This is a genomic window from Klebsiella sp. HN106 (assembly GCF_051209435.1).
GTDB classification, from domain to species: domain Bacteria; phylum Pseudomonadota; class Gammaproteobacteria; order Enterobacterales; family Enterobacteriaceae; genus Klebsiella; species Klebsiella oxytoca.
In genome coordinates this window covers 235,222-261,383 of the sequence record NZ_JBLURD010000003.1, presented here as the reverse complement: position 1 = coordinate 261,383, position 26,162 = coordinate 235,222, and the positions used below count along the sequence as shown (strand labels likewise).

At 56.9% G+C, this 26,162-nt stretch carries 26 protein-coding genes and 1 tRNA gene; 6 read left to right on the top strand and 21 right to left on the bottom strand.

Annotated elements, in window-relative coordinates; all coding sequences use genetic code 11:
• Window positions 1-157 precede the first annotated feature (157 nt).
• From phnK to ACSIPU_RS12185, 8 genes are all read right to left on the bottom strand, one after another.
• Window positions 158-916 carry a phosphonate C-P lyase system protein PhnK gene (phnK, locus tag ACSIPU_RS12220; RefSeq protein ID WP_017145112.1) on the bottom strand — a complete coding sequence of 253 codons (759 nt, stop codon included), beginning with the start codon at window positions 914-916 and terminating at the stop codon, window positions 158-160.
• Complete coding sequence (locus ACSIPU_RS12215) at window positions 913-1,761, bottom strand: alpha-D-ribose 1-methylphosphonate 5-phosphate C-P-lyase PhnJ (protein WP_004109398.1); 849 nt, start codon at window positions 1,759-1,761, stop codon at window positions 913-915. The genes phnK and ACSIPU_RS12215 overlap by 4 nt, the downstream gene beginning before the upstream one ends.
• Window positions 1,754-2,818: a carbon-phosphorus lyase complex subunit PhnI gene (locus ACSIPU_RS12210; RefSeq protein WP_004109397.1), complete on the bottom strand. Its 1,065-nt coding sequence runs from the start codon at window positions 2,816-2,818 to the stop codon at window positions 1,754-1,756. The genes ACSIPU_RS12215 and ACSIPU_RS12210 overlap by 8 nt, the downstream gene beginning before the upstream one ends.
• A complete protein-coding gene (phnH, locus tag ACSIPU_RS12205) occupies window positions 2,818-3,402 on the bottom strand; it encodes a phosphonate C-P lyase system protein PhnH (RefSeq protein WP_004109396.1) in 585 nt (194 codons plus the stop codon). The genes ACSIPU_RS12210 and phnH overlap by 1 nt, the downstream gene beginning before the upstream one ends.
• Window positions 3,399-3,851, bottom strand: coding sequence for a phosphonate C-P lyase system protein PhnG (phnG, locus tag ACSIPU_RS12200; protein ID WP_004109395.1), 453 nt, complete (start codon window positions 3,849-3,851; stop codon window positions 3,399-3,401). Before phnG ends, phnH begins: the two co-directional genes overlap by 4 nt.
• On the bottom strand, window positions 3,852-4,577 hold the full coding sequence (phnF, locus tag ACSIPU_RS12195; RefSeq protein ID WP_023329131.1) for a phosphonate metabolism transcriptional regulator PhnF: 726 nt from the start codon (window positions 4,575-4,577) through the stop codon (window positions 3,852-3,854).
• Between the two features lie 300 nt (window positions 4,578-4,877).
• Window positions 4,878-5,312 carry a VOC family metalloprotein YjdN gene (gene yjdN / locus ACSIPU_RS12190; RefSeq protein ID WP_004109393.1) on the bottom strand — a complete coding sequence of 145 codons (435 nt, stop codon included), beginning with the start codon at window positions 5,310-5,312 and terminating at the stop codon, window positions 4,878-4,880.
• 170 nt (window positions 5,313-5,482) lie between these two features.
• Complete coding sequence (locus ACSIPU_RS12185; protein WP_004109392.1) at window positions 5,483-5,818, bottom strand: zinc ribbon domain-containing protein YjdM; 336 nt, start codon at window positions 5,816-5,818, stop codon at window positions 5,483-5,485.
• 539 nt (window positions 5,819-6,357) lie between these two features.
• Between ACSIPU_RS12185 and proP the strand changes: the two genes are divergently transcribed.
• Complete coding sequence (gene proP, locus ACSIPU_RS12180; protein WP_004109391.1) at window positions 6,358-7,860, top strand: glycine betaine/L-proline transporter ProP; 1,503 nt, start codon at window positions 6,358-6,360, stop codon at window positions 7,858-7,860.
• 51 nt (window positions 7,861-7,911) lie between these two features.
• Here the strand turns inward: proP and melR are convergent, their stop codons facing one another.
• Window positions 7,912-8,853 (bottom strand): transcriptional regulator MelR, encoded by a 942-nt coding sequence (gene melR, locus ACSIPU_RS12175; protein WP_004109390.1) that lies wholly within the window; start codon window positions 8,851-8,853, stop codon window positions 7,912-7,914.
• A 238-nt stretch (window positions 8,854-9,091) separates the two neighbouring features.
• Here melR and ACSIPU_RS12170 point away from each other — a divergent pair, with 238 nt between their 5' ends.
• Complete coding sequence (locus tag ACSIPU_RS12170) at window positions 9,092-10,438, top strand: alpha-glucosidase/alpha-galactosidase (protein ID WP_032728782.1); 1,347 nt, start codon at window positions 9,092-9,094, stop codon at window positions 10,436-10,438.
• A 289-nt stretch (window positions 10,439-10,727) separates the two neighbouring features.
• Here the strand turns inward: ACSIPU_RS12170 and cbpM are convergent, their stop codons facing one another.
• The 3 genes from cbpM to ACSIPU_RS12155 all read right to left on the bottom strand — a co-directional run bounded on the left by cbpM (window position 10,728) and on the right by ACSIPU_RS12155 (window position 12,786).
• Entirely contained in the window at window positions 10,728-11,033 is a 306-nt protein-coding gene (cbpM, locus tag ACSIPU_RS12165) for a chaperone modulator CbpM (RefSeq protein WP_004109388.1), read from the bottom strand.
• A complete protein-coding gene (cbpA, locus tag ACSIPU_RS12160) occupies window positions 11,033-11,953 on the bottom strand; it encodes a curved DNA-binding protein (protein ID WP_023320189.1) in 921 nt (306 codons plus the stop codon). Before cbpA ends, cbpM begins: the two co-directional genes overlap by 1 nt.
• Window positions 11,954-12,102: 149 nt before the next feature.
• Window positions 12,103-12,786 (bottom strand): TerC family protein, encoded by a 684-nt coding sequence (locus tag ACSIPU_RS12155; protein WP_004109381.1) that lies wholly within the window; start codon window positions 12,784-12,786, stop codon window positions 12,103-12,105.
• A gap of 223 nt (window positions 12,787-13,009) precedes the next feature.
• Between ACSIPU_RS12155 and ACSIPU_RS12150 the strand changes: the two genes are divergently transcribed.
• A complete protein-coding gene (locus ACSIPU_RS12150; RefSeq protein ID WP_196557771.1) occupies window positions 13,010-13,792 on the top strand; it encodes a DsbA family protein in 783 nt (260 codons plus the stop codon).
• Between the two features lie 68 nt (window positions 13,793-13,860).
• On the opposite strand, the gene ACSIPU_RS12145 is transcribed toward ACSIPU_RS12150, so the two are convergent.
• Window positions 13,861-14,481: a TetR/AcrR family transcriptional regulator gene (locus ACSIPU_RS12145; protein ID WP_017145110.1), complete on the bottom strand. Its 621-nt coding sequence runs from the start codon at window positions 14,479-14,481 to the stop codon at window positions 13,861-13,863.
• A 115-nt stretch (window positions 14,482-14,596) separates the two neighbouring features.
• On the opposite strand from ACSIPU_RS12145, the gene ACSIPU_RS12140 reads away from it, so the two are divergent.
• Entirely contained in the window at window positions 14,597-15,184 is a 588-nt protein-coding gene (locus ACSIPU_RS12140) for an NAD(P)H-dependent oxidoreductase (RefSeq protein WP_004109375.1), read from the top strand.
• A 372-nt stretch (window positions 15,185-15,556) separates the two neighbouring features.
• On the opposite strand, the gene ACSIPU_RS12135 is transcribed toward ACSIPU_RS12140, so the two are convergent.
• The 7 genes from ACSIPU_RS12135 to aspA form a co-directional block, all read right to left on the bottom strand.
• Window positions 15,557-15,632: transfer RNA gene (locus ACSIPU_RS12135), tRNA-Phe, on the bottom strand.
• A gap of 115 nt (window positions 15,633-15,747) precedes the next feature.
• On the bottom strand, window positions 15,748-17,838 hold the full coding sequence (locus ACSIPU_RS12130; protein WP_004109261.1) for a DUF1176 domain-containing protein: 2,091 nt from the start codon (window positions 17,836-17,838) through the stop codon (window positions 15,748-15,750).
• A 68-nt stretch (window positions 17,839-17,906) separates the two neighbouring features.
• Window positions 17,907-18,482, bottom strand: coding sequence for a transcriptional regulator (locus tag ACSIPU_RS12125; protein ID WP_048257700.1), 576 nt, complete (start codon window positions 18,480-18,482; stop codon window positions 17,907-17,909).
• 41 nt (window positions 18,483-18,523) lie between these two features.
• Complete coding sequence (locus tag ACSIPU_RS12120; RefSeq protein ID WP_004109256.1) at window positions 18,524-20,284, bottom strand: protein-disulfide reductase DsbD; 1,761 nt, start codon at window positions 20,282-20,284, stop codon at window positions 18,524-18,526.
• Window positions 20,260-20,583 (bottom strand): divalent cation tolerance protein CutA, encoded by a 324-nt coding sequence (gene cutA / locus ACSIPU_RS12115; protein ID WP_004109254.1) that lies wholly within the window; start codon window positions 20,581-20,583, stop codon window positions 20,260-20,262. The genes ACSIPU_RS12120 and cutA overlap by 25 nt, the downstream gene beginning before the upstream one ends.
• A 94-nt stretch (window positions 20,584-20,677) precedes the next feature.
• Window positions 20,678-21,979 carry an anaerobic C4-dicarboxylate transporter gene (locus tag ACSIPU_RS12110; RefSeq protein ID WP_004109251.1) on the bottom strand — a complete coding sequence of 434 codons (1,302 nt, stop codon included), beginning with the start codon at window positions 21,977-21,979 and terminating at the stop codon, window positions 20,678-20,680.
• 118 nt (window positions 21,980-22,097) lie between these two features.
• On the bottom strand, window positions 22,098-23,534 hold the full coding sequence (gene aspA, locus ACSIPU_RS12105) for an aspartate ammonia-lyase (protein ID WP_004109248.1): 1,437 nt from the start codon (window positions 23,532-23,534) through the stop codon (window positions 22,098-22,100).
• A gap of 338 nt (window positions 23,535-23,872) precedes the next feature.
• Here aspA and ACSIPU_RS12100 point away from each other — a divergent pair, with 338 nt between their 5' ends.
• Complete coding sequence (locus ACSIPU_RS12100) at window positions 23,873-24,349, top strand: FxsA family protein (RefSeq protein ID WP_004109245.1); 477 nt, start codon at window positions 23,873-23,875, stop codon at window positions 24,347-24,349.
• Between the two features lie 22 nt (window positions 24,350-24,371).
• Here the strand turns inward: ACSIPU_RS12100 and yjeH are convergent, their stop codons facing one another.
• The gene (gene yjeH / locus ACSIPU_RS12095; RefSeq protein WP_016809377.1) at window positions 24,372-25,631 is read right to left on the bottom strand and encodes an L-methionine/branched-chain amino acid transporter; all 1,260 of its coding nucleotides are present in this window, start codon (window positions 25,629-25,631) and stop codon (window positions 24,372-24,374) included.
• A 232-nt stretch (window positions 25,632-25,863) separates the two neighbouring features.
• On the opposite strand from yjeH, the gene ACSIPU_RS12090 reads away from it, so the two are divergent.
• Window positions 25,864-26,157, top strand: coding sequence for a co-chaperone GroES (locus ACSIPU_RS12090; protein WP_003855929.1), 294 nt, complete (start codon window positions 25,864-25,866; stop codon window positions 26,155-26,157).
• Window positions 26,158-26,162: the final 5 nt, after the last annotated feature.

Sequence of the window (26,162 nt, the reverse complement as noted above, 5' to 3'; positions counted from 1 at the left end):
CGTGAACGCCTTATCCGGGCTACCTGATGCATTGATTCACGAAGCGCGACCGGGGATCGCCGGAGACGGCGCGTTGCGCCTGTCCGGGCTACTGGCTCGCAGACGGTCCGTCACCCGTAGCACGGTCAGCGCAGCGCCGCCGGGAGTGGACATACGCTCAGTTCTGCAATACCGACGACACCAGCAGCTGGGTGTAAGGATGATGGGGATCATCGAGCACCCGGTCGGTTAAGCCGCTTTCCACCACCTGCCCCTGTTTCATCACCAGCAGACGGTTAGCCAGCAGGCGGGCAACGCCGAGATCGTGGGTCACAATGACTACCGCCAGATTGAGCTCCACGACCAGGCCGCGCAGCAGATCGAGCAGGCGCGCCTGCACCGACACGTCCAGCCCGCCGGTAGGTTCATCCATAAACACCAGCTTCGGCTGCGTCACCAGATTGCGGGCGATTTGCAGACGCTGCTGCATGCCGCCGGAAAAGGTGGTGGGCAGGTCGTCAATGCGCGAAGGCGGGATCTCCACCTCCTGTAACCACTGCCCGGCGGTGGTGCGAATGTGGCCGTAGTGACGGGCGCCGATCGCCATCAGGCGCTCGCCGATATTGCCGCCGGCCGACACCTGGCGACGCAGCCCGTCCATCGGATGCTGATGCACCACGCCCCACTCGGTGCGCAGCAGGCGGCGGCGATCCGCTTCGCTCATCGCGTACAGAGAACGATTCTGGTACCGCACTTCACCCTGCTGCGGCCTCAGGCGGGCGGAAATCGCCTGTAGAAGGGTGGTTTTACCGGAGCCGGACTCGCCAACGATACCCAGCACTTCTCCCGGCCACAGCTCGAACGATACGTCGCTGAAGCCTTTACCCGGCGCATAGAGGTGGGTCAGGTTATTCACCGCCAGTAACGGATAGCTCATTTTTTCTGCTCCTCGCACTGTTGGCGGCAATAGTCGGTATCGGAGCAGACAAACATCCGCTTGCCGCTGTCGTCGAGCACCACTTCATCAAGATAGCTGTGGCGTGAGCCGCAGATAGCACAGGGTTCATCCCACTCCTGAACGGTAAACGGATGATCGTCGAAATCGAGGCTCTCCACCGGGGTATAAGGCGGCACCGCATAGATGCGTTTTTCGCGCCCGGCGCCGAACAGCTGTAGCGCAGGCATCATATGCATCTTCGGATTATCAAATTTCGGAATCGGCGATGGGTCCATGACGTAGCGGCCGTTGACCTTCACCGGGTAGGCGTAGGTGGTGGCGATATGGCCGAAGCGGGCGATATCTTCGTACAGCTTCACCTGCATTACGCCGTACTCCTCCAGCGCATGCATGGTGCGGGTTTCGGTTTCGCGCGGCTCGATAAAGCGCAGCGGTTCCGGGATCGGCACCTGGAAGATGAGAATCTGATCTTCGGTTAGCGGCGTTTCCGGGATCCGGTGGCGGGTCTGGATCAGCGTGGCGTCCTCGGTACGTTCGGTGGTTGCGACGCCGGTTACGCGTTTGAAAAACTGACGAATCGATACCGCGTTGGTGGTGTCGTCGGCGCCCTGATCGATCACCTTCAGCACATCATTTTCGCCGATAATGCTGGCAGTAAGCTGAATACCGCCGGTTCCCCAGCCGTAGGGCATCGGCATCTCGCGACCGCCGAAGGGTACCTGGTAGCCGGGGATGGCTACCGCTTTCAGGATGGCGCGGCGGATCATGCGTTTGGTTTGCTCGTCGAGGTAGGCAAAGTTGTAGCCGGTCAGTGCGTTAGCCACGTTGATTCTCCCGTTGCAGGCGTTTAAGTAGCGCCAGTTCGGCCTGGAAATCGACATAGTGGGGAAGTTTTAAGTGCGAAACGAAACCGGCCGCCTCGACGTTATCGGCATGAGCCAGCACAAACTCTTCGTCCTGGGCCGGACCCGCCGCCTCTTCGCCGTACTCCGGCGCCTGGAGCGCGCGGTCAACCAGCGCCATCGCCATCGCTTTGCGCTCGCTCATGCCAAACGTCAGGCCGTAGCCGCGGGTGAAGTGCGGCGGTTCATCCTGAGGGTCGACAAAGCCGTTGACCATTTCGCATTCGGTCATCAACAGTTCGCCAATAGTGACGGTGAAGCCCAGCTCTTCCGGGACGATCTCCACCGCGACGTAGCCGCTGCGAATTTCCCCGGCAAACGGATGGTTGCGCCCGTAGCCGCGCTGGGTGGAGTAGGCCAGCGCCAGCAGGTAACCCTCGTCGCCGCGCACCAGCTGCTGCAGGCGCGACGAGCGTGAACAGGGATAAACCGGCGGATGGCGGGTGATGTCGTCGGGCTGCGCGTCAGTATCCTGCTCCGCCTTCGCCAGTCCCTGCTGGACGAGCAGATTAAAAACGTGCGGCGTGGCTTCCTGCGGCGCGCTATCGGTCGCCAGCGGCGGCGTTTCGCCGTTGGCCAGTAGGGTAAAATCGAGCAGACGGTGGGTGTAATCGTAGGTCGGGCCGAGCATCTGGCCGCCGGGGATATCTTTATAGACCGCCGAGATCCGGCGCTCAAGGCGCATAGCGGCGGTGTCGACAGGCTCGCTGACCGCCAGTCTTTGCAGCGTGGTGCGGTAAGCGCGCAGCAGAAAAATCGCTTCGACGCTATCGCCGCTGGCCTGCTTCAGCGCCAGCGCCGCCAGCTCCCGGTCGGCGATACCGCCTTCGGTCATGACCCGATCCACCGCCAGATTGAGCTGTTGGCTAATCTGGTCAACGCTGATTTCAGGAAGCCGTCCATCGCCTCGGCGTTGCTGTTCCTGTAGGGCGTGAGCGGCGACGATCGCCTTCTCGCCGCCTTTGACGGCTACGTACATTAGCAGACCTCGACGTGAGTGGTGCGCGGAATCGCCAGCAGGCGTTCGCCGCAGGTGAGAATCAGATCGATACCCAGCGGGAACGGATGCGGGCGCTCGGTTAACTCTGCAATAATACATTCCGGCAGCTGCGGGGCGATCATCCGCTCCTCGGCGATCCCGGCGCCGGTCAGGCGCAGCATCCGGCCGCCGCTGAGGCTGGCGAGCTGAACAATCAGCGTAACGCCGGTCTCCGGGGCGACGACGGTACCGGCGGAGAGCACGTTGAGCTGTTCGGCGCTGATGCTGTCACTGGCGACGGCGAAGGTTGCCTGCTGCGGCTGCTCAACCAGCGGCGCGCCGGTATGAAAGCGTAAATTCTGGCCGACCAGATCGTTATGCAGCGTCGGAGCGAGCCAGACCGGCGTCTCGTGATCCACCAGCGTCAGCAGCAGGCTGGTGGTGGCGACGTTCAGCGGCTGCCAGCCGTGCTGAAGCTGCTGCAGGGAGACAATCACGCCCGGCTCGCTCATCGCTTTCAGCAGGCGGCGGAAACTGTGCTGGGCATCCTGCACAGCCAGGGTAAAAGCGGGTTGTAAGGTCATGCGTTATCTCCGCGAACCAGAGTAAAGAAGTCGACCCGGCTGGCGTTGACTTCGGCGCGTCGGGCTTCAATGCGCGCGCTACGTTGTTCTTCCAGCGGGGTTATCAGGGTTTCCATCAGGGTGTGAAAATGGTGTGGCGACTGCATCAGGGCATCGATGGCCGCGCAACGTTCAGCGTGCGGACGATCGCGGCCTAAAATCCAGCTATAGCCGAGCGTGCCGTCGGCCAGGCGGATAGCGGCGCGGGTTAAGGTGGCGTCTCCGGCGAAAAATCGATCGCCGATGCCGCCCATGCGCGCCTGCAGCTGGACCAGCCCGGTTTCCGGGGCGCGAATCAGTTCATACTGCGGCGCGAGCTGCAGCGTTTGCATCCGCGCCGCCAGTTCTTGTGGGTCACTGTGGGCCAGCACGGACATCCAGCGCTGGCGGGTAGCGGTATCAAAGTGCATTCAGTGCTCCATGGTGAATTCAATCATGTCGGCGCGGGTCAGGCTGACGGAGTACTCCGTCGCGCTCTGCTCGCCCTGGCGATGATTCAGGGTGCGCACGCACAGCAGCGGCGCCATATTGGGAATGCCGAGAATGCGGCTCTCTTTGGCCTGCGCGCGGCGGGCGCTGATTTTGGTGCGTACGCGGGTCAGTTCGATATCAAGACGATTGCGCAACAGATCGTGGAGCGAGCCGTGGGTAAAGGTTTGCAGAACCGGCCATAGCTGCAGGTCGGCAAAGTAGTGGTCTATCAGACACAGGGCGACGCCGTTCACGCGGCGCAGGGTGCGCAGGTGAATGACGTTATCGCCTTCACTGATGGCAAACGCGTCGGCAACTTGGCTACTGGCCGGACGCAGCACCGACAGCAGCTTTTCGCTGGTCGGGTGGCTGCCCTGTTCGAGAAGATTCTGGCTAAAGCGCGCCTGGGCGCTGAGCGGGTAATCTATCGGGCGCATCAGTACCAGCACGCCGACGCCCTGACGGCGCTGGACCCAGCCGCGCTCGACAAGCTGATCGATGGCCCGGCGCAGGGTATGGCGGTTAACCTCAAAGCGGGACGCCAGCTGCTGCTCGGCGGGCAGATAGTCGCCGCAGCGGTAATGATGGCAAAGCTCTTGCTCCAGTTTGGCGGCAATTTCCTGATATCGCGTGGGGTAACTGGTCGGATGTCTGGATAAGTACATGGCAATCAAGCCTCACTAAGGACAAGAAGGAGTTTTCCTCTGAGCGTGAGCCAATCCTGACGGTTTTTTGTTACGTTTCGGTTAACTCCTGATGACCGGGGGATGAAGAGTTAATGCCGAAGGGATGACAGGTAAGAGGGAATGAACGCACAGAGGCCCTCTACTGAAGGGAGAGGAAAAATCCGGGTGCGGAGTCAGCTGTGCGTGGGGGCTGCAGAGCGGCGCAGGGGTAACAAACTGCACCGCCGGGTACCCTCTCCCTTTCGGGGAGAGGGTTAGGGGGAGGGGAAAAGGTCAGCGTTAAGGTTCTTTCACCACGTTGACCATCCACGGGACGCCAAAGCGGTCGATCACTTTACCGAAGCCGTGCGCCCAGAATGTCTCCTGCCAGACCATCTCTATCTGCCCGCCATCGGCGAGGCCGTCAAACCAGCGTTTACCCTCGATAACATCTTGCGGATCAAGCACGATAGTAAACCCGGCGTAGCGCTCCATTTTACTGGAGGGGCTGTCGCTGAGCATCAGGATGCTGTCGGCGATGCGCAGACTGGCGTGGGCGATGCCGTCGGCGGCCAGATGCTGGCCGGAGGGGCAGCCATCCTCTGCGTCATGAATATCCTGCGGCATTTCGCCCCAGGTAATTTTATGGAGCAGTTCAGCGCCCAGCGCCTGCTGGTAGAACGCGATGGCGGCCGCGCAGTTGCCGCTAAAAGCGATATAGGGACTCAGGGGCATAAGCATTACCTCAGGTAACGAATATTCCATTAAGCGTAGAAGGGGATTGCAAAATTAAGCCAGGCGGCAGCGAGGGAAGACGCAAGAAGAGGCGGAAGACGATCGGACAATTCGCATAACGGCACGGGAAAATATATTTCCCCCCGACGACAGGCGCCGGGGGAATAAAATCAGTTCTTTTTAACAAATTCGGATTTTAGCTTCATCGGGCCAAAACCATCAATTTTGCAGTCAATATTATGATCGCCTTCAACCAGGCGGATATTCTTCACTTTAGTACCGATTTTTAGCATTGAAGAACTGCCTTTAACCTTAAGATCTTTTACTACGGTGACGCTGTCGCCGTCGGTGAGTAAATTACCGTTGGCATCTTTGACCACCAGCGCGTCGTTATCATCCGCAGGCTCGGCATTGTTCCATTCATGGGCGCATTCCGGGCAGATAAACATGCCGCCATCTTCATAAGTGTATTCAGAATGGCATTTCGGGCAGTGTGGCAGTTGCATGACGTTCCTCGCGATTACTGGGTAAAACAGGACGTTGGTCCATTAAATGGCGGCTGATAGCCGAAAGTGTAAGTGATTATAGCGCAATCCCGCACTTTTGTCGGGCCTTTTTTATGAGTTACTGCCGGGAAGAAAATGAATATACCCCGTGAAGAACGACGGGGTTATTTCCATAAAAACCGCCAGATATTTCCGGAAATGTATCGCTAAGTTCCAATATTCATTGAACTTATTGGTTTTCGCCGACTCTGTTTAAGGGTAGGTAAATTTTTGTGAAGTTGATCCCAAATTTAAACGCTGTTAGGGTAAAAAGGCGAGAACGCAAATTCACTACACTTATTAGCGGCTCCGCATATTCATTATGGCCAGAGCAGGCGTCAACAGGTTCGGTTGTACGGACTGTCAGCAGACAGTGCAGGCAAACCTGCTACGCTTGAAATGTGGAGCACAGCAATTCGCCGCTCCCAACGCATGACGCGAATGACCTTGTCATTCGGCGGAGATTCGTGCGCTCAAGGCGAGAGCAAAAGAGGATAATTATGCTTAAAAGGAAAAAAGTAAAACCCATCACGCTTCGGGATGTGACCATCATTGATGATAGCAAACTGAAGAAAGCGATTACCGCAGCGTCGCTGGGTAACGCGATGGAGTGGTTCGATTTTGGGGTATATGGTTTTGTTGCGTATGCTCTTGGTAAGGTCTTTTTCCCCGATGCCAACCCCAGCGTGCAGATGATTGCCGCGCTCGGTACTTTCTCGGTTCCCTTCTTAATTCGTCCATTAGGCGGCCTGTTCTTCGGGATGCTGGGCGATAAATATGGTCGACAAAAAATTCTGGCGATAACCATCGTCATTATGTCGATAAGTACATTCTGTATCGGTCTTATTCCGTCGTATGCCACCATTGGTATCTGGGCGCCGATTCTGCTGCTGCTGTGTAAAATGGCGCAGGGATTCTCGGTGGGCGGAGAATATACCGGGGCATCGATCTTTGTGGCGGAATACTCGCCTGACCGTAAACGCGGCTTTATGGGCAGCTGGCTGGACTTCGGTTCGATAGCGGGCTTCGTGATGGGCGCGGGCGTGGTGGTACTCATTTCCAGCATGGTAGGCGAAGAGAACTTCCTCGACTGGGGCTGGCGTATTCCGTTCTTCCTCGCGCTGCCGTTAGGCATTATTGGTCTTTATCTGCGCCATGCGCTGGAAGAGACGCCGGCGTTCCAGCAGCACGTTGATAAAATGGAGCAGGGCGACCGCGAGGGCCTGCAGGACGGGCCGAAAGTCTCCTTTAAAGAGATTGCCACTAAACACTGGCGTAGCCTGCTGACCTGTATCGGTCTGGTGATTTCCACCAACGTGACCTACTACATGCTGCTGACCTACATGCCGAGCTACCTGTCGCATAACCTGCACTATTCAGAAGACCACGGGGTGCTGATCATCATCGCCATCATGGTCGGGATGCTGTTCGTTCAGCCGGTTATCGGTATGCTCAGCGACCGTTTTGGCCGTCGCCCGTTCATTCTGATTGGTAGCGTGGCGCTGTTCGCGCTGTCGATTCCGGCATTCATCATGATTAACAGTAACGTTCTCGGCCTGATTTTCGCCGGTCTGCTGGTGCTGGCGGTTGTGCTGAACTGCTTTATCGGAGTGATGGCTTCGTCGCTGCCGGCGATGTTCCCGACCCACATTCGTTTTAGCGCCCTGGCCAGCGCCTTCAACATCTCGGTGCTGATTGCCGGTCTGACGCCAACCCTGGCGGCGTGGCTGGTAGAAAGCACGCAGAACCTGATGATGCCGGCTTACTATCTGATGGTAATTGCAGTTATCGGTCTGATTACCGGCCTGTCGATGAAAGAGACCGCCAATCGTCCGCTGAAAGGGGCGACGCCAGCGGCTTCGGATATTCAGGAAGCGAAAGAAATTCTCGGCGAGCACTACGATAACATCGAGCATAAAATCGAAGATATCGATCAGGAGATCGCCGATCTGCAGGAAAAACGCTCTCGTCTGGTGCAGCAGCATCCGCGCATCAACGACTAAACCGTTTTGCTGTTAATCAATGCCGCCGTGGGCTTCCCCGGCGGCATTTTTTTATGCCCCGGCGGGCGCCAGATTATGGCGACGCTGCTGGCTCAGCCTGCGATACTGCTGCGGCGGCATGCCGACATATTTATTAAAAGTGCTGTAAAAGCGGCTGCTGGAGCCGAAACCGGCGGTCAGGGCGATATCGAGGATGGTCTTATCGGTGTCGCTGAGCAGCGCCCGAACGTGATTAATGCGCATCGCGGTAATGTACTGCTTCATGGTTTGCTGCATCACCCGCTGAAAAATCCCCATCGCGTAGTTGGCATTCAGCTTCACATGCTCGGCGACATCGTTGACGGTGAGCGCCCGATCGTAGTGGATGGCAATATATTCCAGCATCTGGCTGACGTAAAACTGGGCGTGGCGCGAAACGCTGTTCTTATGCGTGCGTGAAGTCTTGTTCACCAGAATCGGCTGCCAGCCGGAGAGGCTCAGGCGCTTGAGCATCAGAGCGATTTCATCGATCGCTAACTGGCGGATTTGCTCATTTTCGCTGTTCAGCTCCTGCTGCCAGCGCTGGACTTCAAATACGCTGAGCTGCTGGGCAGCCAGCGATTTCACCACCATACCGTGGGTGACGTGGTTAATAAGCTCCCGATCCAGCGGCCAGGATAAAAACAGATGCATCGGCAGGTTGAAGATAGCCATCTGCCTGCAGGCCCCTGGTCGGGTAAGGCGATGGGGCGTACAGGCCCAGAACAGGGTGATATAGCCCTGCTCGATACGTACCGCTTCATCGTTGATCAGATACTCGACATCGCCGTCGAAGGGGACGTTCACCTCCACCTGACCGTGCCAGTGGCTGGCGGTCATGGCATAAGGAGTACGCAGCTCGATATCCATCCGCTGGTATTCAGAGTAGAGCGCCAGCGGGCTGCGGGGCAGTCGATCGTCGCTGCTGCTCATATACGCGTCGGCGGGATGCGCTGCGCGGGGTTTATCGATCATGATGTGGATTCCTGAATCATCATTCTTGCCGATTTTTGACGCCAGTCAGCGCTTATCTTAGTCGAATTAAAGGCCCGTTTTCTCTTCTTTTTCGCCCATTTATTCCCGAAAAATCAGTTTTCATGCTTGCCGGTAGCCGATCTGAGTTTTCGGGAATGCTCCGGCGGGAAGAGGGCAGCCCGCCGGTAGTCCGGCATGCCACTCTGTTAACGTTCACTAACCCTACGGAGAGCACCCTATGTCTGCCCCCAAAATTACCTTTATCGGCGCCGGTTCGACGGTATTCGTCAAAAATATACTCGGCGATGTGTTTCAGCGCCCGGCGCTAAAGTCCGCGCATATCGCCCTGATGGATATCGATGCGACTCGTCTGGAGGAGTCGCATATTGTGGTGCGCAAACTGATGGATTCTCTGGGCGCGGAGGGGGAAATCAGCTGCCATCGCGACCAGAAAGCGGCGCTGCAGGACGCGGATTTTGTGGTGGTGGCCTTCCAGATTGGCGGCTATCAGCCCTGTACGGTCACCGATTTTGAAGTCTGTAAGCTGCATGGCGTGGAGCAAACTATTGCCGATACGCTTGGCCCGGGCGGAATTATGCGCGCGCTGCGCACCATTCCGCACCTGTGGCGCATCTGCGACGATATGACCGAAGTTTGCCCGAACGCCACTATGCTTAACTACGTCAATCCGATGGCGATGAATACCTGGGCAATGTACGCCCGCTATCCGCATATTAAGCAGGTCGGACTGTGTCATTCGGTGCAGGGGACGGCGGAGGAGCTGGCCCACGATCTGGATCTCGACCCGGCGGATTTACGCTACCGCTGTGCCGGTATCAATCATATGGCCTTTTACCTGTCGCTGGAGAAAAAGCTCAGCGACGGCAGCTATGCCAGTATTTACCCGGAGATGCTGCAGGCATTTGCCGAAGGACGCGCGCCGAAGCATCGCGAAGATTCGCGCTGCCAGAACATCGTCCGCTATGAGATGTTTAAAAAGTTGGGCTATTTTGTCACGGAGTCGTCCGAGCACTTCGCGGAATACACTCCCTGGTTTATCAAGCCGGGGCGTGAGGATCTGATTGCGCGCTATCAGGTGCCGCTGGATGAGTATCCGAAACGCTGCGTAGAGCAGGTGGCGAACTGGCACAAAGAGCTGGAACGGTATAAAACCAGCGAGCGCATTGAGGTCAAACCCTCGCGCGAGTACGCCAGCACCATTATGAACGCCATCTGGACAGGCGAGCCGAGCGTGATCTACGGCAACGTGCGTAACGATAATCTTATCGATAACCTGCCGCAGGGCTGCTGTGTGGAGGTGGCCTGTCTGGTGGACGCTAACGGCATTCAACCGACCAAAGCGGGCAAGCTGCCTGCCCATCTGGCGGCAATGATGCAAACCAATATCAACGTTCAGACCCTGCTGACGGAGGCGATACTCACGGAAAATCGCGACTATATCTACTATGCGACGATGATGGACCCGCATACGGCGGCGGTGCTGGGCATTGAGGAGATCTATGCGCTGGTGGACGATCTGATCGACAGCCACGGCGACTGGCTGCCGGCGTGGGTGCATGGCTAATCAGGTATTGTGCCGGATGACGGCTAGCGCCCTATCCGCCTGGAGGTGGCTTTGCGTTTTTCTCCCGGCTCGCGCTGCGCTTAGCCGGGCTACGGGTTTACCACCGTCTTTCCCGATGGCGCTGTGTATGACCGGGCTACGGGTTTACCGCCATCTGCGTACACGTAGCCCGGACAAAGCGCGTCAAGCACCGCCTCCGGGGAATAGCGCGCAATGCTGCTTCAGATTATCTTCCCTGTGGCGCTGCGCTTAACCGGGCTACGGATTTACCACCGCCTGCGGATGGGGTTTAACCATGCGTCAGAAAGCGCGCCAGCCGCTGCTGCAGAATTTGATTTTCACGGCTCAGGCGCGCGTTCTCGTCAAGCAGCGTCAAGGCGACGGCGATCCCCGGCCAGTCCAGCTCCAGCTCTTTGCGTAAGCGTACGGCGCGGTGAACAATTGTCACCGCACTATCGTCAAACAGCCACTTTTCCCGCTGCGGCTGGCGCGGCTCGATCATGCCGAGGCCGACAATTTCGTTCAGCTCCTCCTCGGAAAGGCCGGTGTGGAGACAAAACTCGGTAATCGTAAACGTCACTGTTATCTTAGCCATCAGGCTTTCCCCCATGTCTTACGCGGCTCGAAGCTGGATTGCGCATCGGCCAGCTGCTGCCAGAGCTCGCGGCTCTTCTCATCCGGTTTTGGCGGCATAACGATTTTAATCACGGCGTACAGATCGCCAGTGGTGGTTTTGCTGGCCAGCCCTTTGCCCTTGACGCGCAGGCGCTGTCCGGCCTGGCTGCCCGGCGGGATGGTCAACAGAATGCTCTCTTTGAGCGTCGGGATAGTGACTTTGGTGCCTAATGCCGCTTCCCATGGCGCCAGCGGCAGGACAATTTCAAGGTTATGTCCGACGATATCAAACAGCGGATGCGGGGCGATATGTATCACCAGCCACAGGTCGCCGTTCGGGCCGCCATTCTCGCCGGGGGTACCCTGACCTTTCAGGCGGATGCGCTGGCCGTCGACGACGCCTGCGGGAATTTTTACGTTCAGGGTTTTCGGCGTTTCGCTTTCTACCATGCCAAAGACGTTATACACCGGCAGCTTATAGCTGATAGTGCGCGTCTGTTCGGCTAAAGTCTCTTCAAGGAAAACCGCGACTTCTATCTCTAAATCATGGCCGCGCACGCCCTGCTGGCGGCGGCTATGATGCGCCTGCTGGCCAAACATGGAGGAGAAAATGTCGTCAAAGTCCTGCTGGCTGTAGCTCTGCTCGTGGGAGTGTTGTTGCTGACGGCCAAAGTGCGGATCGTTGCGGTGCTGCCACAGTTGGTCGTATTCAGCGCGGCGCTGGTCATCTTTAAGCACTTCCCAGGCTTCGGCGAGATCTTTGAACCTGGCTTCGGCATCGTTTTCTTTACTGACATCGGGGTGATATTTGCGTGCCAGACGGCGATAGGCGGTCTTAATGGTTTTCAGATCGTCCGTTGGCTGAACCCCTAAAATGGCATAATAATCCTTTAATTCCATGATGTTATCTCATTTATGCGCAATATTACGGTTACAGATCCCTGGAACAGGTGTCTTTATTAAGCGTAGGGCAAATGAGGACGGATGTGGCGGAAAAGTGGCGCAAACTTGACGCCGTCGGGATCGACGGCGACAAAACGTGGATAACCCTATTCGGCAGAAGGCCTGCTGCGGTTCCTGCGCAGCCCTTCCAGCAGCACCAGGGCAGCGCCAATGGCACCGCCGATCAACGGAAGGGCGGCTGGCGCGTTGGGGAACAGATGAACGATGGTGACATCGCTCACCATCATTGAGCCGGCTATCCAGCCGATAAGCGCGCCGCCCAGCATCACCACCGACGGGAAGCGGTTAAGGATCGCCAACACCAGTTTACTGCCCGCGACAATAATCGGGATGCTGATCAGCACCCCCAGCGCGACCAGCAGCAGATGGCCTTTTCCGGCGGCGGCGACGGCCAGTACGTTGTCCAGCGACATAATGACATCGGCAACGGTAATGGTGACCGCAGTACGCCACAGGCTGCTGGAGCTGCTGATTTCATTCTCTTCTTCCTGATTGGTGACCAGCTTGATACCGATCCACAACAGCATCAGAGCGCCAACCACTTTCAACCACGGCAATGAGAGCAAATAAATAGCCACGGCCAGGAGCAGCACGCGCGCCGCTATCGCACCAAAGGTGCCGATAATAATCGCTTTGGTCCGCTGATGCGGCGGCAGCTTACGGCAGGCCATCGCGATCACCACCGCGTTGTCGCCGCCTAATAACAGGTCGATAGCGATAATTTGCAGCAGGATAACCGCTACGTCCCACTGACTGAAAAACTCATTCATACCTAACTCATCTAACTAAAAAGAGGCCCAGGGGGGAAAAGCAGGGGGCGAAGCGTACTCCCGTTCACGCGCGTTGACCACCCGCTAAATCGCGAGGGCGCGTTGAGTTATTGAAAAATATAGTTACTAATCATTGCCTCGTCCGGGGATGATTCGCGGGCAAAGGATGATATTTTGTTCGTAAAGACACACCTGCCGTTCACCCATCGCAAGGACTACCCACATGCCCGGCCATAAGAATTTACTGACACTCGCCTTTATTGGCGCCGCACTGCTTCCGGTGATGGCAACTGCCGCTGATGCACCCACCTTCACGCCCGAACAGGAAGCCCGTATCGGCAAAATTGCCGCGGACTATTTAGTCGCGCATCCGGAAGTGCTGCTGCAGGCCAGCCAGAAGCTGCAGCAAATTCAGGAACAGCAGCAGGCCAGCGCCGCGACGCAGGCGGTACTGAAGAACGCGGCTGCGCTGACGCAGGATAAAAACACCCCAACCTATGGCCCGAAAGAGGGCAAAGTGACCGTTATTGAATTCTTTGATTATCAATGCGTTTACTGCAGCCGTCTGGCTCCGGTCATGGAGCAGGTTATTAAAGAGAACCCGCAGACCCGCTTTGCTTTCAAAGAGTGGCCAATTTTTGGCAGCCGTTGGGAAACCTCGCTGGAGGCGGCGAAAACTGGGCTGCAGATTTATCAGCAGAAGGGCGCAGAGGCCTATTTGACCTACCATAACGGCATCTATTCCACCGGGCATAACGAAGGCAAGCTAACCGCCGCTGACGTGCAGCAGCAGGCGAAGAAGGTCAATTTCGATGCGAAGAAAGCGGCGGACGTTGAGTCGGTACTGGAAAGTACCAACCAGCTGGCGCAGGAGATCGGTTTAAGCGGTACGCCCGGCGTTATCGTAATGCCGACGACCGGCGCCACGGAGGCGGCGATCACCGTATTCCCTGGGCTGGCGGATAAAGCCTCGCTGGATGCGGCGATTAAGAAAGCGGGCGGCTGATAATTAAAGCCGCCCACGGAAAACTCATCATTAGATGATCTGATAAGTTTTGTCGGCCATATAAAGCGCTAGCCGCTACCGGGTAGCGCTTCTTCGCCACGGCAGCAGCGCTGCAGCATCGACATAATCACCTGAAATAGCTCATCTTTCGCCTGCTGCTCCGTGATGACGCCGTTTACTACCGCAGCCGATAGCCCGTCGGCGGATCCAAGCATGGCGAGAATGGCTGCTTCGCTGAGGTTTTCACTCTCGCAAAGCGGCGAAAAATATTGCCGGCATTTCGCGGTAAATGCGGTTATGCACTCCTGCTTGATTTTCTCCAGCTCAGGCGTCCCGGCCAGCGCGGCCATCACGCTGGGCATTTCGCGGCCCTGGAGCAGGACGCACTCAATGTAGGCATTAGCGATCGCCGAAGCCAGTGTCTCCGCCCTGGGTTCGGTGTTGCGCAGAATTTCATCCATCTTTACGCTCTGGCGCTGGTCGTATTCCGCATACAGCGCCGCGAAAAGTCCCGAACGGCTGTCAAAATGATCGTAAACCACCGGTTTAGTCACCCCCGCCTGGGTCGCCAGATAGCCCAGCGTCAGGGCGTCGGTTCCTTCCTCGCGAATAATATGCCAGGCGACGTCTATTAGCTGCTTGCGCCGCTCTTCTCGCGTTAAACGCTGCCGTACGAGGGGTTGAGACATAAAAGGATTCTCCCGTTGACATGCTAATATACCAAAGGTAAGTTACCATGAGTAGGTTACTGTTAGTATATTAGACTACGTCCAATATCGTTATCGCGCAACTGGGGTATCCGTCATGCATGCATTAATCGTGGTTTCTCATCCTCTTAATACTTCTCTGACTCACAGCGTAGCGACGGCTATTGCGCAAGGGATTGCCGAATCCGGCCAGCAGCACACTGCTGAAATAGCAGATTTAACGCAGGAAGGCTTTAACCCGGTGTTTACTGAGCCGGATATCGCCGCATTTCTGCAAACCGGCTCCACGCCGCCCGATGTGGTTGCTGAGCAGGCCAGACTCGATCGAGCCGACGCACTGGTGCTGGTCTTTCCCGTTTACTGGTGGTCGATGCCTGCGCTGCTGAAGGGCTGGATCGACCGCGTGTTTGCCAACGGCTGGGCCTATGAGGAAACCGCCGGGGGCGAGGTGGTGAAGAAGCTCGGGCGCCTGCGAGTGCACCTGGTTGCGTTAGGCGCAGCCAATCAGAAAACGTATGATAAGCATGGGTTTACCGCTGCTTTTCATGCGCAGATCGCCCACGGCATTTTTGATTACTGCGGGGCGACGGTGGCCAGTTCGCAGCTGCTGCTGTTACCGGAGCTGGAAACGGCGAAAGCGCATCTTGAGGCGGGGTATCAGCTAGGGAAGACGATATTTAACTGAAAGCATAAAAGCAAAAACCCAGCCATAGGCTGGGTTCTCTGAATAGTGGTGCCCGGACTCGGACTAACGCCGCAGGCGTTGAACAGCGCGCTTGTCGCGCTGGCCCCGAAGGGGTGAGCCGCCGTGCGGCGAATAATCGAACGGAGTTCGATGGAGAGTCCGCTCGCGGAAAAGCAAAAACCCAGCCATAGGCTGGGTTCTCTGAATAGTGGTGCCCGGACTCGGACTAACGCCAGAGGCGTTGAACAGCGCGCTTGTCGCGCTGGCCCCGAAGGGGTGAGCCGCCGTGCGGCGAATAATCGAACGAAGTTCGATGGAGAGTCCGCTCGCAGAAAAGCAAAAACCCAGCCATAGGCTGGGTTCTCTGAATAGTGGTGCCCGGACTCGGAATCGAACCAAGGACACGGGGATTTTCAATCCCCTGCTCTACCGACTGAGCTATCCGGGCAACGGGGCGCATTAAACCGTAATCCGTACGCTCCGTCAATCAAATTTCTCGATTTATCTACCGGTTGCTTAACTTTGCGGCAATTCTGCGTCTGAGCGCGCTATTCTGCGGGAAATTACATCATGCCGTTATCGCCTTCGCGGTTCTTCCAGCCGCTGGTCACTGAGATCGCGCGGCGAAGTCCGGAGATCGCGTAGTCGCCGACGACGTCTTCGTCATCGCGCGGCGAGCTGATGGTAATTTCCGCGTCGACGCCGTGACGATATGCGCCGTGGTGGCTAAAGATGGTGCCGATAAAACATTTATCATTCAGCCAGACCGGAATATAGGCGACGGTTTCATAAATATAGTTAGACGCCACGCCGCTATAGTAACTTTCCGCATCGTCGGCCGACGTGCCCGGGGGAATAGGGCAGATTGGCGCTTCGCCGTCGCTCTGCGGCTTATCCTTAAGCAGGCTGCTCTGCATCACCTCCAGCGACTTCAGCAGATCCGTTTTTTCCCCGTCGCTTAACGCGGGCGTCAGCGGCTGGCCTTTTTCCGGCGAGCGGATGTCATTGAGAGTGTAGCGATAGCGGATCGTCACCGCAGGCGCGCTACTGCCCGAGGGGGCAAACGGGCGCAATAAATAGAGATTATCTTCGCCAAACTGACCGTTGTACCAGAGGGCATAAACCTGGCCATTAATGCGTACCCACTGGCTCCACTGGTTGGCGCCGCGGCCGTTAAGGGAAAAAAGCGCGCCGGGAACCCCTGCGTCAAAATCATCGCCGTTGCCGCTATCGTCGCTGTTGACCGTTTCGAAAGCGTCGTCGTTGCGTTTTAAGACTCCGGTATAGCTAAAGAGTCCAGTGCCGCCGACGTAGCTATCGATAATTAAATCGCGTCTGCCGTCACCGTCGAGATCCACCAGGGTGAAGCTGACTTTGCCGTTTTCGGAGTCGGCGCTGATATCAGACTGGAGAAACGCCTGCCACTCATCATCGCTGATATCGGCGGAAGGTTTGCTCGTCGAGACCAGAGAGTCGTCCGCGTAGGTCAGCGTAAAATGGCTGACCTTGCCGCCGAGGGGAAACTGTTCGGCGATCTTATTCAGATCCAGTTCAGGGTTGACCTTCTGCTCTTTTAACACGGCGTTATACAGCGCTTTCAGCGCATTATTATCGGCTTCTTTTTGCTGCCTGGGGATAACCTGACTGACGAAAGTGGGCAGCATCCATGCGCCGCCGGGGGCGATTTCCCGGCAGTCGCCGGTGGTGTATTTCAGGCTCTGAACAAAGGTCCGGCCGTCCCACACGCGCTCTTCTCCGCTGATGCAGTCGGCAATACCGCGGCCCTTGTTGAAAAAGGTAAGCACGCCATCGCCATAGCTGGAGGCGTCGGTAGCGATCAGCTGAGGCTGAGTCATAAATGCTTTGTCGACCACCCATATGGCGTAGCCGTCGTTGTAGGCCGCGCGCCAGCAAAGGGCCTGAATCAAGGTGTGGTTTTTATCCAGCGGGGTGGCGGTGAGCTGACGCTCGGAGGCCGGGATGTCGGCGTTTTGCCAGTCGTCGCAATGGCTGTTAAGCACGGGGGTTAGCTGCGGAAGAAGCTTCTGCCGCTGTTTTGCCGTCAGCGTCGCGGCAGCGGCATTGTTAATGACCGGCGCGGCGATGATTTCCGGCGCGGGCGCCGCCGGCAAAACGTTGTCATCGCCGGCATCTCCTTGACGCATCAGCGCATCGGCGGTGCCCAGGCGCTGCTGGAACTCATCCATTTTCAGAAATGCGGCGCTGCTGCCTGCGCTGGACAGCACCTTGCGCTCGCCGTTAATCGCCAGCTCAATTTTGCCGTTATGCTCCAGGGCCTGAATCAGGGCCGACGTCTGGCTATCATCAAAGCGAAAATGGCTCTCGTCGACGGCTTCGAGGGCGCCGTTGTCGCGATCGTCGATGAACAGAGTGACCGTGGCGTCGGGCGGAATATCGCGTTCGGTTTGCGCGAAGGTCGCAACGGCGACGACGTGCTGCGCCGCGCCCGCATTGCGGGTCAGCAGAACGCTGACTTCGCCCATGGTGACGCCATAGCCTGCGGCCCGGCAGGTGCCGGTGTTGTCGCAGGCGAGCTCCCAGTCTTTATGCGCGAAAGAGAAACCTTGCGGAGAGGCTGCCAGAAGCGGTGTCGAACACAGCCCCATAATGGCAGCCCAAAGAAGAGAGCGCATATCAAACCCTGTCAGCATATCGATGAGTGGGGAATTATATGCGCGATGAATCGGTTAAGATATCGGAATCAGGTCAGCGCACCGCCCATCCGGCACTGGGCAAAACGCAAAATATCTTCTGCCAGGCGACGTGCGGTATCGACGTCAGTCTGGCTACGTTTGATCAGCAGGCGGCTCAGGCAACCTTCGATGATCAGCTCCATCTGCTTCGCGACCATCGCCGGATCGTCAACCTCCAGCTGGCTAAGCAGTTCGTGAGTATAGGCCAGAGAAGCCTGCTTCTGCTGCTCGGCCAACTGATGGATCGGGTGCTGAGCGTCCGGGTAAAAAGTACAGGCGGCGATAAACAGGCAGCCGGGATAACGATGGTTGCTAACGCAGGTGGTCAGCGCGGCGTAGCGGGCCAGCAGTTTCTGCTCTGCGCTTAGCGACTCGTCGAGTAAAAGCTGACGGCGCCAGGCATCGACCTGATGGCTAAGATGGCGAAGCGCGTCATACAGCAGCGCCTCGCGATCGGGCCAGAAACGTTTGAGGTCATTGAGCGGGTAAGCCACGCGCTCGGCGACCATTTCCAGCGTGGTGTTAGCGATACCCTCGATTTCGAGGATTTGGATGGCTTCACCCAGGACTTCTTCACGTTGCACGGTCTTCTCCTCCATTTTCCCTCCTAAAGTGTCGCTCACGGTTATCGATCGCGCAAATGGGCGCTGAATGCCGCGGCATCCATAAACCCGGTGACACGCTGCGCGGGCTGCTCCTCGCCCTGTTCGTTGAAGAACAGAATCGTGGGGAGGCCAAGCACCCTGAGGTGCTTCAGCAGCGCCGCGTCTTGTGCGCTATTTTTCGTGACATCCACTTGTAGCAGAACGGTATCTTTCAGGGCCTGTTGAACCTCAGGTGAGGTAAAGGTGTATTTCTCGAACTCTTTGCAGGCCACGCACCAGTCGGCGTAAAGATCAAGCATCACCGGTTTGCCTTTCGCCTGCGCCAGCGCCTGATTGAGCTCATCGACGCTATGGATACGGGTAAACTGGAGATGGGACTGCCGTTGCACGACCGGTGCATCGAAAGCCCAGTCCTGCAGCGGACGGGCGCTGACCAGCGCGGCGCCGAGCATGGCGATTTGTACGAGACGCAGCCAGGGGCGCGTGCCGCCCAGCGAGGTGATAAACGCCCAGCTAAAAAAGGCGACGCCAAGCAGCGACCAAAGCCGCAGGCCCCACAGGTCTCCCAGGATGCGTTCAAGTAAAAATACCGGCAGCGCGAGGATCACGAAGCCAAAAGCGGTTTTCACGTGAGCCATCCACGGGCCGCTTTTCGGCAGCAGGCGGTTGCCAAATACGGTCACCAGGATCAGCGGCAGCCCCATTCCGAGCGCGTAGAGGTACAGGGTTCCACCGCCCAGCCACAGATTACCGCTCTGGGCGATATACAGCAGAATGGCGCTCAGCGGCGCGGTGGTACAGGGCGAGCAGATTAATCCGGCAATCGCCCCCATGGCGAATACGCCGCCGGGTGAACCGCCCTGGCGTTTATTGCTCATCAGCGTCAGACGCGTTTGCAGCGACGAAGGCAGCTGGAGCGTAAACAGACCAAACATCGACAGCGCCAGCAGGATAAACACGACCGACAGGCCGATCAGCACATAAGGGTGCTGCAGCGCTGCCTGGAACTGCAGGCCCGCAGCGGCGACGACCAGACCCAGCGCGGTGTAGGTTAACGCCATTCCCTGAACGTAGATAAAGGCCAGCAGCAGCGCGCGGGCGGTGGAGAGGCGTTTTTGACCGCCCAGCACGATGCCGGAAATCAGCGGATACATCGGCAGAACGCAGGGGGTAAAGGCGATGCCGATACCAATTAATAGCGCCCAAAGCGCGCTAAAGGGGAGATCGGCGCTGTGGTTGTCCGCGACGGGAGAAGGAAGGTCGGGCGACTCGACCGGCAGCGCCGGGCGCGTTTCCAGCGGCAGCGGCGGGTTCAGCCTGGGTTGCCCGGCGTGCGCATCGTTACTGGAGCGCGCCAGCGCTTTGCCAAGCGGCACGATTTTGGTTTCTGGCGGATAGCAAAAACCCGCATCCGCGCAGCCCTGCCAGGTGACGGTAAGGGTTGCGCCAGCGGCGGCGTGCGTCAGAGTGACCGGGACGGTCAGGCGCTGGCGGTAAATTTCACTTTTACCGTAAAACTCGTCCTCATGCCATTCGCCTGACGGCAGCGAGGGTTCGATAAACGTCGCATCGGCGGAGGTCAGCTTGATCTGTTTGCGGTAAAGATAGTAACCCTCCTTGATTTGCCAGGTCAGATTGAGATCGTGTTGATTCTGCTGAAAATCGAAGGCAAAAGCCTGGTCAGCAGGAACAAAGTTCGAACGACCGGGGGCGTCGAACAGGCCGGCAATGGCCGATGTGCTGCAAAGCAGCAGGATCAGCGTAATGATGCGTTGAGCCATGAGAGGTAATCATTGTCTCCGTGAATAACGGGCAGAACCAAAAGTTCAGGGGTTTGATACGGGTGATGGGACTTCAGACAGTCCAGCAGCGCCTGCTGATGGGCAAGGTCGGTTTTCAGCAGCATTTGCACTTCATACTCCTGCTCCAGTTTTCCTTCCCAGTAATAGAGCGACGTCGCTCCCGGCAGGAGCGTGGCGCAGGCGGCGAGTTTTTCCGCCAATGCTTTGGCCGCCAGGTCCTGGGCGGTCGCTTCATCCGGCGCGGTACAGAGTACAACAACAGCATCAGGCGTAGTCATCGTGAACCTCGTATCAGCGAAAAGAGGCACTATAGCACGCAAGATAGGGAGGATTAACGAAACGGGCCAGGATCTGGCCCGAATTTGAAGAGATTTACAGCATGATGCCGCCAAAAATAAACCCGAGGATCACGCATAGCGTAATGGCGATGACGCCGGGGATCAGGAAGGCGTGGTTGAAGACGTATTTACCGATGCGGGTGGAGCCGGTGTCATCCATTTCGACCGCCGCCAGCAGGGTTGGGTAGGTTGGCAGAACGAACAGCGCAGAGACGGCGGCAAATGAGGCGATGGCGGTGAGAGGGCTTACGCCCAGCATCAGCGCGGCGGGCATCAGCGCCTTGGTGGTGGCTGCCTGGGAATAGAGCAGGGTTGCGGCGAAGAATAGCACGACCGCCAGCAGCCACGGATAGTTGTGCAGCAGGTCGCCTGCTACCGTCTGGATATCGCTGATGTGGGCTTTAACGAAAGTATCCCCCAGCCATGCGACGCCGAGAACGCAAACGCAGGCGCTCATGCCGGATTTAAACGTGCTGGCGTTGAGTACTTCACCGGTGTCGATTTTGCAGGTGATGCTGATCAATGTCGCGATAGTCAGCATAAATACCACGATCGCTTCGTTGCGCGGCAGAACCGGATCTTTAATCAGGCCGACGGTGTCGCTGATGGCGGTGGCGTAAAACATTACCGCGACGATACCAATCAGGAACAGCAGCACAGAGCGTCTGGCGTGCGGCTTAAGCTCGAAAACCTGGCTGCCGCGCAGCTTGACTTCCCCTTTCGCCAGCCGCTCCTGATAAATCGGATCGTCTTTTAGCTCACAGCCGAGGAAGTTACAGACGATGGCGGTGAGCATCACGGCAATCAGGGTAACCGGAATACAGATTGCCAGCAGAGTCAGGTAGCTGACGCCCAGCGGTTCAAGGATGCCGGCAAAAAAGACCACCGCAGCGGAAATCGGCGAGGCGGTGATCGCAATCTGTGAGGCGACCACGGCGATGGAAAGAGGGCGCGAGGGGCGAATACCCTGCTCTTTCGCTACTTCGGTGATCACCGGAAGCGTAGAGAAAGCAGTGTGTCCGGTTCCGGCCAGTATGGTCATAAACCAGGTGACCAGCGGGGCGAGAAAGGTGATGTATTTGGGGTGACGTCGCAGCATACGTTCGGCGAGACTGACCAGGTAGTCCATCCCTCCGGCGACCTGCATGGCGGCAATAGCGGCGATAACCGCCATAATGATTTCGATGACGTCGAAGGGGATCGCGCCGGGTTTAATTTGAAAAAAGAGGGTCAGGACGAGGACGCCCAGGCCACCGGCGAAACCGATGCCGATACCCCCGAGTCTGGCTCCCAGATAAATAGCCAGCAGGACAATAACGAGTTCTGCACCAAACATATATGCCTTCCTTGTTTTATTAACAAGTTGATATTGGATTGTTGTAATTTAGTAGATCAATAAGAACAAAAAAGGCATGTCATCGCTGACATGCCCGTGATTAGTTTAACCTGAAACTTTACTGTTCGCTTTCATCAGTATACCGCTTCGCTTTATAGGCCGGATGCATCAGGTTTTGCGCGGAGAAGATATCGTCCAGCTCCGCCGCGGTCAGCAGTCCGCGCTCAAGCACCACGTCTCTGACGCTCTTGCCCGTCTCGGCGCAAATCTTGCCGACGATATCGCCATTGTGGTGGCCGATATACGGGTTGAGGTAGGTGACGATGCCAATGGAGTTGTAGACGTAGCTTTCGCATACCGCTTTGTTGGCGGTGATGCCGCTCACGCATTTTTCCAGCAGGTTGTAGCAGGCGTTAGTCAGAATATGGATAGATTCAAACATCGCCTGGCCAATCACCGGCTCCATCACGTTCAGCTGCAACTGCCCCGCTTCGGAAGCCATGGTGACGGTTGTATCGTTACCAATCACTTTGAAGCACACCTGATTGACGACCTCGGGGACCACCGGGTTTACCTTGGCTGGCATAATCGAAGAGCCCGCCTGCAGTTCGGGCAGGTTAATTTCGTTCAGGCCGGCGCGCGGGCCGGAAGAGAGCAGGCGCAGGTCGTTACAGATTTTGGACAGTTTTACCGCCAGCCGCTTCAGGGAACTGTGGACCATCACGTAGGCGCCGCAGTCGGAGGTGGCTTCGATCAGGTCTTCGGCTGGCACAACCGGCAGGTTGCTGACTTCCGCCAGTTTTTGAACTGCCAGCTGCTGATAACCATCCGGAGTGTTCAGGCGGGTGCCGATAGCGGTCGCGCCGAGGTTTACCTCCAGCAGCAGCTCAGCGGTGCGCAGAATGCATTTGGTCTCTTCGTTAAGCAGAACGTTAAACGCGTGGAACTCCTGCCCCAGGGTCATCGGCACCGCGTCCTGCAGCTGGGTACGACCCATTTTCAGAATGTCCTGGAACTCAACGGCCTTTTGCTGGAAACCTTCGCCAAGCTGGTTGATTGCATCGATCAGTTTGAGAATGGAGGCGTAGACCGCGATGCGGAAACCGGTCGGGTAAGCATCGTTAGTGGACTGACATTTGTTAACGTGGTCGTTGGGGTTGAGATACTGATATTCGCCTTTCTGATGGCCCATCAGCTCAAGGCCGATGTTCGCCAGGACTTCGTTGGTGTTCATGTTAACGGAGGTGCCTGCCCCGCCCTGGAACACATCAACCGGGAACTGGTCCATGCATTTGCCGTTATTCAACACCTCATCGCAGGCGGCAATAATGGCGTTGGCGATGCTTTTAGGGATAGTTTGCAGCTCTTTGTTAGCCTGCGCAGCGGCCTTCTTCACCATCACCATTCCGCGGACAAATTCAGGAATGTCGCTGATTTTGTTGTTGCTGATGTAGAAGTTTTCAATCGCTCTCAGAGTATGGACGCCGTAGTAAGCGTCAGCTGGAACTTCCCTGGTGCCCAACAGATCTTCTTCGATACGAATGTTGTTTAACATGTGAACCTTCTCTTTCAAGCTGCCTATGAATTCACCAAATACGCAGAATTTATGGGATCTCGCGCATTTTCTGGCCGCAGATTATTTCCTTAATCGGCCCGGTGCCCACGATCATATGCTGATAATAGCGAATATCAGTCACCCTGATCACTTATTATGTAGTGAATCCTATAAGAATTATTAATCTGTGAAATGAGTCACCGGTTTTCTATTCTTGAAAAAAATAAGCTTTTTTTACGATTGAAAAGCGACGTTTTGGCCCAACATCTTTTCGATGCGAATAGCATATCTATGACTACGGGCGCCGACGCTGGCGCCTGTTAATGAAGGAGACGCCGGTGCGTTGGATTCCGTTAATTGCCGTTTTTTTATACGTTTACATTGAGATATCGATCTTTATCCAGGTCGCCCACGTGCTTGGCGTCCTGCTGACGCTGATTCTGGTGATCTTTAGCTCGGTCGTGGGGATATCGCTGGTAAAAAACCAGGGCTTTAAAAACCTCATGCTGATGCAGCAGAAGATGGCGGCGGGAGAGAGCCCGGCCGCTGAAATGATCAAAAGCGTGTCGCTGATCATCGCCGGTTTGCTGTTGCTTCTGCCGGGGTTCTTTACCGATTTCCTGGGGCTGCTGCTGCTGCTGCCTCCGGTACAGAAACATCTGACCTTAAAACTGATGCCGCATCTGCGCTTTAGTCGGATGCCGGGCGGCGGGTTTAGCGCCGGAACCGGTGGCGGCGATACCTTTGAAGGTGAATATCAGCGCAAAGATGACGAGCGCGACCGCCTCGAACATAAAGACGATCGTCGTGATTAACATTTAGCATTGTCCGGGCCGGTCACTCCGGCCTGGTGACTCTCTCCGCGAGCCTGCGCTTTGGTAAAAACAGCCACAGTACCGCCAGCATGATAAACGCGTACAGGCTCTTCCAGCCCACCATCGCCAGCAGCAGCAGGCACAGCACGCTGCCAAACGCCGCTAACACGCGATAACGCCCATGCAGCAACCGGCAGCCCGCCAGCATACACAGCAGATAGATCATAATAAAAATGCCGTTGGCGTAGACGATCAGGGCGTCCAGGTTGATATTGAGCGCGTAAATGCACAAGGCGCTAATCACGCAGCAGCCGAGTACCGCGTTCAGCGCATTGCGCGGAATTTGTCGCGGCGACAGGCGGGCCAGATAGCTCTCAGGCTTATGCTGCGCCTGCGACCACACCAGGCGGGCAAAGCTCTGGATATAGATATTGAGGCTGGCGAAGCAGGCGAGATAGCCGATAACGCAGGCAATCCACAGCGCCTGAATGCCGAACAGGCGTACGACGATATTGGGCAGCGACGCGGCGGCGGCCATCTCCTCACCAAAGGCATGAAAGTGCAGGACCAGCACGGTACAGGCCCAGTAGACCGAACCCGCCAGTAATAAGCCGATCATCAGCGCGCGGGGAAAATCGCGCTCCGGTTGCTTAAATTCAGAGGCCAGATGAGCGAAAGCCTCCAGACCGACAAAACACCAGAACATCACCGAAAGTGCGGAGAAAAGCTGCGAACTATCGATTTCAGCGGGCGCCGGGAAGGGGATCTGCGTGGGGTTGATCCCGCCGCGCCACCAGATAGCGACGATCAGGGCGACAATGAGCACGGCAACCAGCGTTTGTAGATTGGCGCTGGAGCTGGCTCCGCGAGAGCCGACCCACCAGATAATCGCCAGCGTTCCCAGTTCAGCCAGCAGCAGCTGGCTATCGTGCCAGCCAAAAAGCGCCTGACCGAAGCCGGTGGCGATATGCAGGGCCGCGGGTAATCCGACCGGGATCACTGATAAAAAGAGCCAGCCGGTGACGCGCGCCAGACGCGGTCCAAAAGCCATATCCACAAAATGGGCCACGCCGCCGGCGCTGGGAAAGTGCCGACCCAGCGTGGCGAAGACGATAGCGATGGGAAACACCAGTAAAATCAGCGCCGGCCAGGCCCACAGGCTGTTGTCGCCAGCGACCAATGCGGCCAGCGCCGGAACGGCGAAGACGCCGGTTCCCAGTAATGATGTGGAGAGTAACCCCACTCCTTGGGCAAGCCCCAACTCCTGTTTTAAACCACTCATGTTTCAACCCTGCGCCCGGCAAAAAAGGGATGGTATCACAATCGCTTTTGCTTATGACGTCAGGCAACGGCGGCAAATTTGTGTGCGTCTGAGCACGAGGACAAATTTTTTTTTACTTTTCCCCTTGAAGCGGTAAAACCCCACCCCCATCTCTCAGGGCACTAGCCGGAAAACCGTGTGCGGACCGGCGTCATCCATAACTGATAATGACTTTCTCAAAGGAGAGCTATCAATGAGTATTCGTCCGTTACATGATCGTGTGATCGTCAAACGTAAAGAAGTTGAAACGAAATCTGCTGGCGGCATCGTTCTGACCGGTTCTGCGGCAGCAAAATCAACTCGTGGCGAAATCATCGCTGTCGGTAAGGGCCGCATCCTGGAAAACGGAACCGTGCAGCCTCTGGACGTTAAAGTTGGTGACATCGTAATTTTCAACGATGGCTACGGCGTGAAATCCGAGAAGATCGACAATGAAGAAGTGTTGATCATGTCCGAAAGCGACATTCTGGCAATTGTTGAAGCTTAATCCGC

Coding starts and splice junctions, on each gene's coding strand:
- phnK (WP_017145112.1), bottom strand. CDS start 916: ATGAGCTATCCGTTACTGGCGGTGAATAACCTGACCCACCTCTATGCG.
- ACSIPU_RS12210 (WP_004109397.1), bottom strand. CDS start 2,818: ATGTACGTAGCCGTCAAAGGCGGCGAGAAGGCGATCGTCGCCGCTCAC.
- phnH (WP_004109396.1), bottom strand. CDS start 3,402: ATGACCTTACAACCCGCTTTTACCCTGGCTGTGCAGGATGCCCAGCAC.
- phnG (WP_004109395.1), bottom strand. CDS start 3,851: ATGCACTTTGATACCGCTACCCGCCAGCGCTGGATGTCCGTGCTGGCC.
- phnF (WP_023329131.1), bottom strand. CDS start 4,577: ATGTACTTATCCAGACATCCGACCAGTTACCCCACGCGATATCAGGAA.
- yjdN (WP_004109393.1), bottom strand. CDS start 5,312: ATGCCCCTGAGTCCCTATATCGCTTTTAGCGGCAACTGCGCGGCCGCC.
- ACSIPU_RS12185 (WP_004109392.1), bottom strand. CDS start 5,818: ATGCAACTGCCACACTGCCCGAAATGCCATTCTGAATACACTTATGAA.
- proP (WP_004109391.1), top strand. CDS start 6,358: ATGCTTAAAAGGAAAAAAGTAAAACCCATCACGCTTCGGGATGTGACC.
- melR (WP_004109390.1), bottom strand. CDS start 8,853: ATGATCGATAAACCCCGCGCAGCGCATCCCGCCGACGCGTATATGAGC.
- ACSIPU_RS12170 (WP_032728782.1), top strand. CDS start 9,092: ATGTCTGCCCCCAAAATTACCTTTATCGGCGCCGGTTCGACGGTATTC.
- cbpM (WP_004109388.1), bottom strand. CDS start 11,033: ATGGCTAAGATAACAGTGACGTTTACGATTACCGAGTTTTGTCTCCAC.
- cbpA (WP_023320189.1), bottom strand. CDS start 11,953: ATGGAATTAAAGGATTATTATGCCATTTTAGGGGTTCAGCCAACGGAC.
- ACSIPU_RS12155 (WP_004109381.1), bottom strand. CDS start 12,786: ATGAATGAGTTTTTCAGTCAGTGGGACGTAGCGGTTATCCTGCTGCAA.
- ACSIPU_RS12150 (WP_196557771.1), top strand. CDS start 13,010: ATGCCCGGCCATAAGAATTTACTGACACTCGCCTTTATTGGCGCCGCA.
- ACSIPU_RS12145 (WP_017145110.1), bottom strand. CDS start 14,481: ATGTCTCAACCCCTCGTACGGCAGCGTTTAACGCGAGAAGAGCGGCGC.
- ACSIPU_RS12140 (WP_004109375.1), top strand. CDS start 14,597: ATGCATGCATTAATCGTGGTTTCTCATCCTCTTAATACTTCTCTGACT.
- ACSIPU_RS12130 (WP_004109261.1), bottom strand. CDS start 17,838: ATGCGCTCTCTTCTTTGGGCTGCCATTATGGGGCTGTGTTCGACACCG.
- ACSIPU_RS12120 (WP_004109256.1), bottom strand. CDS start 20,284: ATGGCTCAACGCATCATTACGCTGATCCTGCTGCTTTGCAGCACATCG.
- cutA (WP_004109254.1), bottom strand. CDS start 20,583: ATGACTACGCCTGATGCTGTTGTTGTACTCTGTACCGCGCCGGATGAA.
- ACSIPU_RS12110 (WP_004109251.1), bottom strand. CDS start 21,979: ATGTTTGGTGCAGAACTCGTTATTGTCCTGCTGGCTATTTATCTGGGA.
- aspA (WP_004109248.1), bottom strand. CDS start 23,534: ATGTTAAACAACATTCGTATCGAAGAAGATCTGTTGGGCACCAGGGAA.
- yjeH (WP_016809377.1), bottom strand. CDS start 25,631: ATGAGTGGTTTAAAACAGGAGTTGGGGCTTGCCCAAGGAGTGGGGTTA.
- ACSIPU_RS12090 (WP_003855929.1), top strand. CDS start 25,864: ATGAGTATTCGTCCGTTACATGATCGTGTGATCGTCAAACGTAAAGAA.